The organism is Endozoicomonas sp. YOMI1 (assembly GCF_024606345.1).
Lineage (GTDB): Bacteria > Pseudomonadota > Gammaproteobacteria > Pseudomonadales > Endozoicomonadaceae > Endozoicomonas.
Genome location: NZ_JAHHPM010000177.1, coordinates 1 through 12,074, shown reverse-complemented (window position 1 = coordinate 12,074; position 12,074 = coordinate 1). Strand labels below are relative to the sequence as shown.

7 protein-coding genes are annotated in these 12,074 nt (G+C 50.5%); 1 reads left to right on the top strand and 6 read right to left on the bottom strand.

Translation table 11 applies throughout. The features are described 5' to 3' along the window. Positions 1-190: 190 nt before the first annotated feature. Entirely contained in the window at positions 191-475 is a 285-nt protein-coding gene (locus tag KDK15_RS06355) for a two-component system response regulator (protein ID WP_257294527.1), read from the top strand. Here the strand turns inward: KDK15_RS06355 and hemE are convergent. The 6 genes from hemE to pilQ all read right to left on the bottom strand — a co-directional run bounded on the left by hemE (position 460) and on the right by pilQ (position 11,924). Further along, the gene (gene hemE, locus KDK15_RS06350) at positions 460-1,530 is read right to left on the bottom strand and encodes a uroporphyrinogen decarboxylase (protein WP_257294526.1); all 1,071 of its coding nucleotides are present in this window, start codon (positions 1,528-1,530) and stop codon (positions 460-462) included. The genes KDK15_RS06355 and hemE overlap by 16 nt on opposite strands. Positions 1,531-1,644: 114 nt before the next feature. Beyond that, on the bottom strand, positions 1,645-3,105 hold the full coding sequence (locus KDK15_RS06345; protein ID WP_257294525.1) for an FAD-dependent oxidoreductase: 1,461 nt from the start codon (positions 3,103-3,105) through the stop codon (positions 1,645-1,647). A gap of 69 nt (positions 3,106-3,174) precedes the next feature. Then, positions 3,175-7,635 (bottom strand): glutamate synthase large subunit, encoded by a 4,461-nt coding sequence (gltB, locus tag KDK15_RS06340; RefSeq protein ID WP_257294524.1) that lies wholly within the window; start codon positions 7,633-7,635, stop codon positions 3,175-3,177. Between the two features lie 510 nt (positions 7,636-8,145). After that, positions 8,146-9,225, bottom strand: coding sequence for a 3-dehydroquinate synthase (gene aroB / locus KDK15_RS06335; protein WP_257294523.1), 1,080 nt, complete (start codon positions 9,223-9,225; stop codon positions 8,146-8,148). Between the two features lie 14 nt (positions 9,226-9,239). Next, complete coding sequence (aroK, locus tag KDK15_RS06330) at positions 9,240-9,761, bottom strand: shikimate kinase AroK (protein ID WP_257294522.1); 522 nt, start codon at positions 9,759-9,761, stop codon at positions 9,240-9,242. Positions 9,762-9,887: 126 nt separating this feature from the next. After that, complete coding sequence (pilQ, locus tag KDK15_RS06325; protein ID WP_257294521.1) at positions 9,888-11,924, bottom strand: type IV pilus secretin PilQ; 2,037 nt, start codon at positions 11,922-11,924, stop codon at positions 9,888-9,890. Positions 11,925-12,074 lie beyond the last annotated feature (150 nt).

Below are 12,074 nucleotides of genomic sequence, written 5' to 3'. Positions count from 1 at the left end.
GGAGTTTACGCCCTTCGACTCCGCTCAGGACGAACGGAGTTTGGACATCAATGAAGAAGGAACCCATCAATTGCATTGAAATCGTGTACCAGGAAGGTAAAGGAAATCTCCTGAATTTACTGTTCATTGGTAAATCGTCGACTGATTAACTATCCAATAAGTCAGTTTTCAGTATAATTCTGCAACTAATATGAAAAACGGAATTTTCAACAGGGCATTTGATATCATTATTCTTGACCACCATATGCCAGGACTGAAAAGTCTGCAGGTGGCAGAACGAATCAATGACGATTCAAGTATTGATCCCCTGCCAGCCATTATCATGCTGACCGGGGTCAGTAACCCACCCAGTAGGTACCAGTCCAGCAAACTGGGTATCAGCTCAATTCTCACCAAGCCAGTTACCCGGTTTACCGTACAAAGAGCCCTGGTAAAGGCCCTTAACAGCAGGCAGCAGCGTTATACGGAAGCATGATATTGCGCAGACAGTTCATGTACGGCATTCACAAAGGCACCCGCCTTTTCCGGTTCAGCATATTGGTGAATGCCATGCCCAAGATTGAACACATGCCCATTGCCTGAGCCAAATTTTTCCAGAATGGTCGCGACTTCCCGGCGAATACGTTCAGGTGATGCATATAGCGTTGATGGGTCCATATTGCCCTGTAAAGCCACCCGGTTACCTACCCTCTGCCGTGCTTCACCAATATCGGTTGTCCAGTCCAGACCCAGGGCATCGGCACCGGTATTGGCCATAGCTTCAAGCCACTGCCCACCATTTTTGGTAAAGAGAATAACCGGCACTGTTCTGCCTTCATTTTCCCGCTTCAGGCCTTTAACAATCCTATCCATATAGTGCAGTGAGAAGTCATGATAATTCTCCGGACTAAGCACCCCACCCCAGGTATCAAAAATCTGAACCGCCTGGGCACCCGCTTCAATCTGAGCATTCAGGTAGCTGGTCACGGATTCGGCAAGCACACTCAACAATTGCTTCAGCAATTCTGGCTGATCAAACATCATCGCTTTTATACGACGAAAATCTTTGCTGCTGCCACCTTCAATCATATAGGTTGCCAGCGTCCAGGGACTGCCGGAAAAACCAATCAGAGGCACCCGGCCATTGAGTTCACGTCGAATGGTTCTCACCGCGTCCATCACATAACCCAGATCTTTTTCCGGATCCGGCACGGTCAGCGCTGCAACATCAGCGGCGGTACGAACCGGCTTTTTGAACTTCGGCCCTTCACCGGCTGCAAAATAGAGCCCAAGGCCCATGGCATCGGGAATCGTGAGAATATCGGAAAAGAGAATCGCCGCATCCACCGGGAATCGTTCTAATGGCTGCAGAGTTACTTCACAGGCCAGCTCTGCGTTCTGGCACAGGGTCATAAAGTCACCGGCATGAGCCCTGGTTTCCCGGTATTCCGGCAAATAACGACCAGCCTGACGCATCATCCAGACAGGGGTTACATCAACTGGCTCCCTGAGCAAAGCTCGAAGAAAGCGGTCATTTTTCAATGGAGTCATAAAAGTACCGATACCCGCTTTGCCTGAACCATCAGTATTTCAGGCTGTAGAAAAAACAGGGGCGCTTCCAGATTGGAAAAACGCCCCTATATTATCTTAAAAAAGAGTTAATAATCAGACATCCAGGTAATCAAGAATACCTTCTGCTGCCTGACGGCCTTCCCAGATGGCAGTGACAACCAGATCAGACCCACGAACCATATCACCACCGGCAAACACCTGGGGGTTGCTGGTCTGAAACTTGTACTTTGCTTTTTCCGGGGCCACAACCCGGCCACCTTCATCAATCTGAATATCATGCTGTTCAAACCAGTCGGCCGGGCTTGGACGGAACCCGAAGGCAACCAGTACCACATCCGCTTCAAGTATCTGATCACTGCCTTCTACCACTTGTGGACAACGACGGCCATCATCATCCGGCTCGCCCAGCTCAGTGGTTACAAGACGAATGCCTTCTACCTTGCCATCACCAACAATTTCTAACGGCTGGCGGTTAAACAGGAAGTTCACTCCTTCCTGTTTGGCATTGGCCACTTCCCGACGGGAACCTGGCATATTCTCTTCATCACGACGATAGGCACAGGTAACCGACCTGGCCCCCTGACGAATGGCTGTGCGGTTACAGTCCATGGCGGTATCACCACCACCAAGCACCACCACCCGCTTGCCCTTCATATCAATGAAGTTTGCCGGATCCTGCTCAAAGCCGAGGTTACGGTTCACATTGGAGATCAGGTAAGGCAGCGCATCATGGACACCCTCAAGATCTTCACCCGGGAAGCCCCCTTTCATATAGGTGTAGGTTCCCATGCCCATGAATACCGCATCATACTCCTCAAGCAGCTTCTCCATGGTGATGTCTTTACCGATTTCCGTGTTCAGCTGAAACTCAATTCCCATTTCAGTAAACACTTCACGACGACGGCTCATGACGTGTTTTTCCAGCTTAAACTCTGGAATACCAAAGGTCAGCAAACCACCGATTTCCGGATTTTTATCAAACACCACCGGCGTCACACCATTGCGCACCAGCACATCGGCACACCCCAGACCTGCAGGTCCGGCACCGATGATGGCCACTTTTTTATCGGTCCAGGACACCTTGGACATATCCGGACGCCAGCCGAGGGCCAGCGCCGTATCGGTAATGTATTTCTCGGTTGACCCGATGGTTACCGCACCAAAACCGTCATTCAGCGTACAGGCACCTTCACAGAGGCGATCCTGTGGACAAACCCGGCCGCACACTTCTGGCAGCGTATTGGTCTGGTGTGACAGGTCTGCCGCTTCAAAAAGACGACCTTCAGAGACCAGTTTCAACCAATCCGGAATGTAGTTGTGTACCGGGCACTTCCATTCACAGTATGGGTTACCACAGGACAGGCAACGATGCGCCTGATTTTTTACCTGTCGCTCATCAAACGGTTGGTAGATTTCAACAAATTCTGTTTTTCGCTGACGAAGGCTTTTCTTATCCGGGTCGTGACGACCTACATCAACAAACTGAAAGTTGTTATTCAGTCTTCTTTCTTTTCGGCTCAGGCTGCTGCCATTTTTTAAATGTAGCTGTGACATTTCGCTGACCTCACAAAGCTGTTCGTATGTTCAATACCTGATCTTTTGCCATGCCTGCAGATACCCTGATCACTCAGGGCTACCATGGGTACTGGCCAGCAAGGTATTGAGACTGGCAGCTTTTGGCTTCACCAGCCAGAAACGACCACTGTAGTCATAGAAGTCATCAATCAGCTCCTGCCCCCAGGCACTGCCGGTCTCGGCAACATAGTCTTCCAGGACGCTCAGCAGGTGCGATTGATAAGGCTCCATGGCTTCATTATCAATGCGATGTATATCCACTAATTCATGGTTATAACGATCAACAAAACTTCTTTCCAGATCCAGCACGTAGGCAAAACCACCAGTCATGCCCGCACCGAAGTTATGACCAGCCCGGCCCAGTACAGTAACCAGACCTCCGGTCATGTATTCACAACAGTGGTCGCCTGCACCTTCCACCACAACATTGGCACCAGAGTTACGAACACCGAGACGTTCACCTGCACGACCAGCTGCGTATAATGTTCCGCCCGTGGCGCCATAGAGACAGGTGTTACCAGCGATAGAGGTTTCATGGGTGACGAAACTGCTGCCAACCGGCGGGTAGATCACCAGCTTACCGCCGGTCATGCCCTTACCCACATAGTCGTTGGCATCCCCTTCCAGACGCATTTCCAGACCACCCGCGTTCCAGACACCAAAGCTCTGACCCGCGGAGCCGGTCAGGTTCAGCTTCAAGGGCTTATCAGCCATGCCCTGGTTACCGTAACGTTTGGCAATCTCACCAGAGAGACGTGCACCGATGGAACGATCACAGTTGCCAACAGTGAAACTGAACTCACCGCCCTCCCGGTTTTCAATGGTATACATTGTCTGTCGAACCATCTCTTCTGCCAACTCGCCCTTGTCGTATGGCGGGTTACGATTCACCTGACAGGTCATGGGCTTATCCACAGGCACATCGGCACAGCCCAGCAGAATCGGGGACAGGTCCAGGTTCTGCTGCTTTTCCGTCAACCCCGGCAGGAGCTCCAGCAACTCAGTGCGGCCTACCACCTCATCAAGGGTTCTGGCACCCAGCAAGGCCAGCCACTCTCGCACTTCTTCGGCAACAAAGGTGAAAAAGTTCATAACCATCTCCACATCACCCTTAAAGTGCTCTTCCCGGAGTGACTTATCCTGGGTAGCCACACCGGTAGCGCAGTTATTCAGGTGACAGATACGCAGGTATTTACAGCCCATGGCAATCATGGGTGTAGTACCAAAACCAAAACTTTCCGCACCAAGAATGGCCGCCTTGACCACATCCAGACCGGTCTTGAGACCACCATCAGTCTGCAGGCGAACCTTACCACGCAGATCATTACCACGAAGTGTTTGATGAGCTTCACTTAAGCCAAGTTCCCATGGAGAACCGGCATAACGGATAGACGTCAGAGGACTTGCAGCAGTACCACCGTCATAGCCGGAGATGGTAATCAGATCCGCATACGCCTTGGCAACGCCTGCTGCAATAGTACCAACGCCTGGTTCAGATACCAGCTTGACGGAAACCAGCGCCTCGGGATTCACCTGTTTAAGGTCATAAATCAGCTGAGCCAGATCCTCGATGGAATAGATATCATGGTGCGGTGGCGGTGAAATCAGGGTAACACCCGGCACAGAGTACCGCAGACGGGCAATCAGCTCATTCACCTTGCCACCGGGCAACTGACCACCTTCGCCGGGCTTGGCACCCTGGGCAACCTTGATCTGCAGTACTTCGGCATTCACCAGATAGTGAGGGGTTACCCCAAAACGACCAGAGGCAATCTGCTTGATTTTGGACACACGATTGGTGCCGAAGCGGGCTTCATCCTCACCACCTTCACCGGAGTTGGAACGACCACCAAGCTGGTTCATCGCTTCCGCCAGGGCTTCATGAGCCTCCGGAGACAGTGCACCAAGACTCATGGCTGCGGAGTCAAAGCGACGAACGATATCACCAACAGATTCCACTTCATCGGCAACCAGCGCTTTTTCACTGAGCTTAAGACCCAGCAGGTCACGCAGAGTAGCCACTGGACGCTTGTTGACCAGTTCGGCGTATTTCCGATACTCCTGATAGTCCCCCGTTTTAACGGCAACCTGTAATTGTTGCACCACATCCGGGTTGAAAGCGTGGTACTCACTGTCGTGAACATACTTCAGCAGACCACCCTGCTGAATTGGCTTACGGGCTTTCCAGGCCGTTTCCGCCAACAGGCCCTGTTCATAATGGAAGTCTTCAAAACGGGCACCCTGAATACGGCTTTGAACGCCGCAGAAGCACAGGTCGACAATCTCTCTGGAAAGACCCACGGCTTCGAACAGTTGCGCTCCCCGATAGGAGGCAATGGTAGAGATCCCCATTTTAGAAAGGATCTTCATCAGTCCTTTGCCAATGCCTTTACGGTAAGCCTTGTACGCTTCGCGGGGATCGGTCATTACCTCACCGGAGCGAATCTGGTCATTGATGATTTCATAGGCCAGATAAGGGTAAACGGCGGTGGCACCAAACCCGACCAGCACCGCAAACTGGTGGGAGTCACGGGCAGACGCGGTTTCAACAATAATATTGGACTCAGAACGCAGGCCTTTACCAATCAACCGGTGATGCACGGCACCCGTCGCCATGGCCGCTGGCACTGGCAGCAGTCCCTGATCGATATGACGGTCAGAAAGGCAGATTAACATCTTGCCCGATTGCACCGCTTGTTCCGCCTGGTCACAGATATTCAACACCGCCTGTTCAAGACCAATAGACAGGTCGTAAGTCAGGTTGATGACTGCTGTCTCAAAGGACTTATGCTGATGACGAACACTCATTATGTCCAGGAACTTCGCAGTGGACAGTATTGGTGACTTAAGAATGACCCGGGCAGCGTGTTCCGGTGTTTCTTCAAACAGGTTCAACTCACGACCCAGGCAGGTTTCCAGCGACATAACGATCGCTTCACGCAGCGGATCAATGGGCGGGTTGGTTACTTGGGCAAATTGCTGGCGAAAGTAGTCATAGACCGTCCGGGTTCTGCCAGACAGCACGGCCATTGGCGTATCGTCGCCCATAGAACCAACCGCTTCCTGGCCAGACTCTACCAGTGGGCGGATCACTTGATCACGCTCTTCAAAGGTGACCATAAACATCTTCTGATAGACGTTTAGCTGCTCAGGAGAAAGGTGGTCAACCTTGTAATCATCTTCACTGAAGTGCGAACGGATACGATAGGCGTTGTGCTTCAACCACTTTTTGTAGGGCTGACGGACTTTCAGTTTGTTATCGATATCATGGGCCTGGTGCAATTCTCCTGTTTCGGTATCAATCGCCAGGACTTCTCCCGGCCCAACCCGACCTTTGGCAACGACATCTTCAGGCTTGTAGCCATGAACACCAACCTCTGAAGCCACGGTCAGGTAACCGTTCCTGGTAATAACCCAGCGTGACGGGCGCAAGCCATTACGATCCAGGGCACAGACGGCATTGCGGCCATCGGTAATAACCAGGCCTGCAGGGCCGTCCCAAGGCTCCATATGCATGGAACTGTATTCATAGAATGCCCTGAGGTCCGGATCCATGGTGTCCACATTCTGCCATGCAGGCGGAACCAGCATCCGAATGGCACGGTAGAGATCCACACCACCAGCGACCAGCACCTCCATCATGTTATCCAGGCTGGATGAGTCAGAGCCTGTGCAATTCACCAGCGGGGAAATATCATCAAGCGTTGGCAGTAACGGTGACTTGAACTTCTGACGGCGGGCTTCTGCCCAGTTGCGATTACCGGTGATGGTGTTGATTTCACCATTATGAGCCAGCATGCGAAATGGCTGGGCCAGCTGCCAGCGCGGCATAGTATTGGTAGAAAACCGCTGATGGAATACACAGATGGCGGTTTCAAAGCGGGTATCGCCAAGGTCCGGATAAAATGTCGGCAGGTCCACCGGCATCATCAAACCTTTATAGGTGATGACCCTGGGCGACAGTGAGCAGATATAGTAATCCTGGTCTTCCGCCATCGCCATATTGGTGTAACGGCGAGCCATGTAGAGCCTGGCATTAAACTCTTTCTCGTCAAGCTCTCCTTCGGGGGTAACAAAAATCTGTTCAATACCTGGCAGAAGGTCTTTGGCGATGGGACCAAGGCAATCGACATTAACAGGAACCTGGCGCCAGCCAACAACGTTGAGCCGCTGCTTCTGCAACTCTTTCTCAAGCGTTTTTTTGCCTTTCGCCGCCTTGGCGTTATCCGTGTTGAGAAAGACCATCCCAACGGCATATTGTCCGGGCAGCTCGCAGCCAAACTTTTCTTTCGCAACAGTTCGGAAAAAAGTATCCGGTGTTTGAATCAACAGGCCACAACCGTCGCCTGTTTTACCGTCGGCAGCAATACCTCCACGATGAGTCATACAGGTCAGTGCTTCAATCGCCGTTTTCAGAAGGTGGTGACTTTTCTTACCTTCCATCTGGGCAATTAGCCCGAAACCACAGTTATCCCGAAACTCCCCGGGATTATACAGACCTGCTTTCATAGGCACTTTCTCTACCAACCTCATCAACCCATTATTTTTCTGGCTCGCCTCGCCTTAAATAAAAGTCATCCCGACTTTCCCGGAGCCCCTTCCACCTTGAAGTTGACTCCTCTCTGGAAGGCTTCATGTTCCACTTTCTGAATCAAGTGGATCCACGTCTTTTAAACATTTTCGGTGTGCCACTGGCACACTGCCCTGTCGAGCCATAACTATTTTGTAACCGGTTTTGTAACCAGTATGCTTTCTGCCTCTGGTAGCAGGACTCTCCGCCATAATTATGCAGCTTAAGTGCATAAAACTAAATCTGGCTTATGGCCATCTGGCAGGCAAAACGGCTCGCCATTTTACACGGCTGTTACTGCAATCACAAATGCCCCTTATCAATGCAGGTAAAAACCAAAATAATAGATTGATATATCAAAGCTTTTTACAGAGAACTCACACAACTAAGAACAGTTATGATCAACATAGAGAGAGCTGGAGAGCACGCTCCAGCCATTGAGAAAGTAATCAGGAACAGAACTGCTCAAGGCAGTCCATTAAATGTTGATGACTAAAACTGTCTGTCACCACAGCATGACCAACAGAGTCCAGAAGTACCAGCCGCAATTGGTCATCCAGCACTTTTTTATCAACTGCCATTAGCTCAATAAAGCGATCCGGAGTGATACCAGAAGGAGGCATTACCGGCAGGCTGGCACGTTCAAGCAAATATACAAGCCCATCGACGTCTTCTCTGGATATATTACCTTCCCGGCAAGAAAGATCAGCCGCCATCACCATACCAGCAGCCACCGCTTCACCATGCAGCCAGGAGCCATAACCGGTATGCGTTTCTATTGCATGGCCAAAGGTGTGTCCCAGGTTGAGAATGGCACGAATACCGGACTCGGTCTCATCCGCCTCGACCACTCTGGCTTTGTCCTGACAGGATTGGTGGATTGCGCAGGAAAGCGCCTCTGGGTCACGATCCAGCAAACGCCCAATATTTTCCTGCAACCACTGATAAAATGGTTTATCACAAATCAAACCATATTTGATCACCTCTGCCAGCCCTGCTGCAAGCTCCCGGTCAGGTAACGTGTTCAGTGTCGCCGTATCAATAATGACGGCACTGGGCTGATAGAATGCACCGATCATGTTTTTACCCAGGGCATGGTTGACCCCGGTCTTCCCCCCCACTGACGAGTCAACCTGGGAGAGCAGTGTCGTTGGTACCTGAATAAAATCCACGCCCCGCTGATAGCAGGCCGCTGCAAAACCGGTCATATCCCCAATAACACCGCCACCCAGTGCCAGCAACGTTGTTTTGCGGGTATGCCGTTCCTGTAACAGCTGATCGAAAATAAGGTTGAGTGTTTCGAGTTTTTTATACTGTTCACCATCCGGCAAAGTGATTACCGTCAAATCATAATTTGCCAGAGTGCGCTTAATAAGATTCAGATAGAAAGGGGCAATCGTCTCGTTGGTGACAATGGCAACACGCCTGCCTTTGATGTAAGGCTGGAAATAGTCAGCGTTTGACAAAAGATCAGAGCCGATAAGAATGGGATAACGTCTATCTCCCAGATCGACTTTAAGTTCCAGCATGGTCGATGACTCCCTCACTGTTTCCCCAAACCAACCGTTTGAATAATTTTTTTAATAACCTGACGGGGTGACATGGTGGCAGTGTCCAGAACAAGGTCTGCGATCGACCGATACAGTGGGTCACGCTCTTCAAGCAGCCTGGTCAGAACCTCTTCACGGTCTGGCCGTTGCAGCAATGGTCGTCGCTTGTCTTTTTCCGTTCTCTGCAATTGGATTGCTACCGGCGTACTCAAATAAACAACAAAACCATTGGTGCTCATATGTCGCCTGTTCTCCGAGCGCCCGACAGCCCCCCCACCGGTTGCCATGACTACGCCTTTTTGAGTGCAAATATCTTCGATGACCTGGCTTTCCCTGTCCCGAAACCCCAGCTCGCCTTCAACATCGAAAATCCAGGGAATATCCGCTCCACTGCGCTCTTCAATCACATGATCCGAGTCAAGAAAGGGTCGGGCCAGCTCTTTTGCCAGCATCCTGCCAATGGTACTTTTGCCTGCCCCCATGGGACCAATAAGATAGATATTTGTTAATGGCATGCTCTTTGCCAGCCTGACTTCCTGCCTGTGTGCAGCGAGCGTAGCGCATCGAAAGCAGTCATGACAACAAAAAACGGGAGCCAAAGCTCCCGTCAGAGATTTTAAAACCTGCTATATGCCAGCAGTTTAACGCAATGAAACACCTTCAGTAATGATTCTGGGCGTTATAAAGACCAGAAGCTCTTCTTTTTCATCACTCTCTGTTTTATTGCGGAACAAGCCACCAACCAAGGGAATATCACCCAGAACTGGTACTTTGGCAACGCCGTGTTTTTTAGTCTGCTTAAAGACACCACCCAGAACAACTGTTTCACCATCTTCAACCAGAACCTGGGTAGTGATCTCATTGGTGGAAATAATTGGTACGTTATTGGATGCCTGATTGGTTGTATCGTCATTATTGATCTTGATATCCATAATGACGCGACCATCCGGGGTAATCTGAGGTGTCACCTCCAGCCCCAGCACCGCATCCTTGAACGCGACCGAAGTTGCACCGCTGGAAGTTTTCTCCTCGTAAGGGATTTCTTTACCTGACTTGATCACTGCGGTTTTCTTGTCCGCTGTAATGACTTTTGGCTGTGAAATTACCTCACCTCCACCATCACTCAACAGGGCAGAGAGCTCAAGGTTCAAAATGGTGCCACCTTTGGTGGAGAAGCCGATGGCAATAGCACTTGAAGTCCCTCCGGTTACACTCAGGTCAGTAAATACATCATTATCCTTACCACCCTTAATTGAGAGACCACTTTTACCCTTGAGCGCATCTTTTTTTGACCCACTCCACTGAACACCCAGCTCTTCTTTGAAGTCGGAACTGAGCGCCACGATACGAGCCTCAATCATCACCTGACGGATGGGAATATCCAGTTGATCAATCAGGGCTCTTAATTCATCCAGCTTGACCTGAGTATCCTTGATCAACAGACTATTGGTTCTTGCCACCACCTGAACCGAACCCCTTTCTGTCAACAGGCTGGCACCTTCTGCACCCTGCAGTACCTTGGCAATTTCTGCAGCGTCAGCGTAATTAATCTGAACCAGATCGGTATATACCGGAGCTAACTCACGAATCTGTTTTTCGTTCTCCAGCTGCTCACGCTCACGTGCAGCAATTTCCGCTGCCGGGGCCACTGTGAGGACATTTCCTTCCAAACGCTTATCGAGCCCTTTGGCCTTAAGCACAATATCAAGCGCCTGATCCCAGGGAACATTCTGCAGTCGCAGGGTTACATTACCCTCAACCGTATCCGATGCAACCAGATTCAGATCGGTAAAATCAGCGATCAACTGAAGCACCGCCCGGACTTCAATATCCTGAAAGTTTAACGACAGCTTGTCACCCTTATAAGAAAGCCCTGCTTTTCTTCTATGATCTTTAAGATCTGGAGCCTTGACACTGACAGTCAGCAGGTTGTCTGTCTGATAAGCCAGATACTCAAACTTTCCTTTGGGCTCTATGGTAATAATGCTGTTACCATCTTCAACAGCGGCATCAATAAACTTGATCGGCGTTGCAAAGTCGATAACATCCAGGCGATTTCTCAAATTCTGTGGCAATACATCGCCCTGAAACTCCAGACGGATACGCCCCCCCTGCTCATTCATATCCATCGGAATCCTGGCATCGGACAGGGCAATGATGACCTCTCCCTCACCATCATCACCTCGCTGAAAATCAATATCGGTAATACCTCTTCTCATTTCAGCGGCTTGATAAGATGGCTGACCCCGCTGAGATAACTCCCTCTGAACCGCAGTGGCGCTGCTATTCTCGCCAAGATAAATGCTGAGCGTCCTGCCATCAGCCTGGCTGCTAAAGCGGGTAGGCTGCTGAAGATTAATGACCAGACGGGTTCTGTCACCAGCCTCAAGCACGGTCACACTCTTGGCATTATTAAAACCAATCTCATTATACTTGGGGAGTTCACTGCGGGTAAAAGGCAGGTCTATGGAAATCCGGGGGGGCTTCTCAATGCTGTAGCCATGAGCTACCGGTGCCGCGCCATCAAATGTCAAACGTATCTCAACCATCTCTCCGGGCAATGCAGCTGCATCCATATTTTTCAGGGTGACACCCCACGAGGAAATAGGGAACATGGCCAGCAACGCATACAGAAGCCCTCGGACAGCCCTGGCCTGCAACAGGGGACTAATATTCATCTAACTTACCTATTTCAGAATTAGAATTGTTGTTTCATCGGCATCACTGTTAAATAATCCAGCCCACTTCCGCCACGATGGCTCAAAACTGTATCCTTTGGGTGTAATTAAAAGTGTTCACCAGCAAAAATCTGCCCATAAAACGCAAAT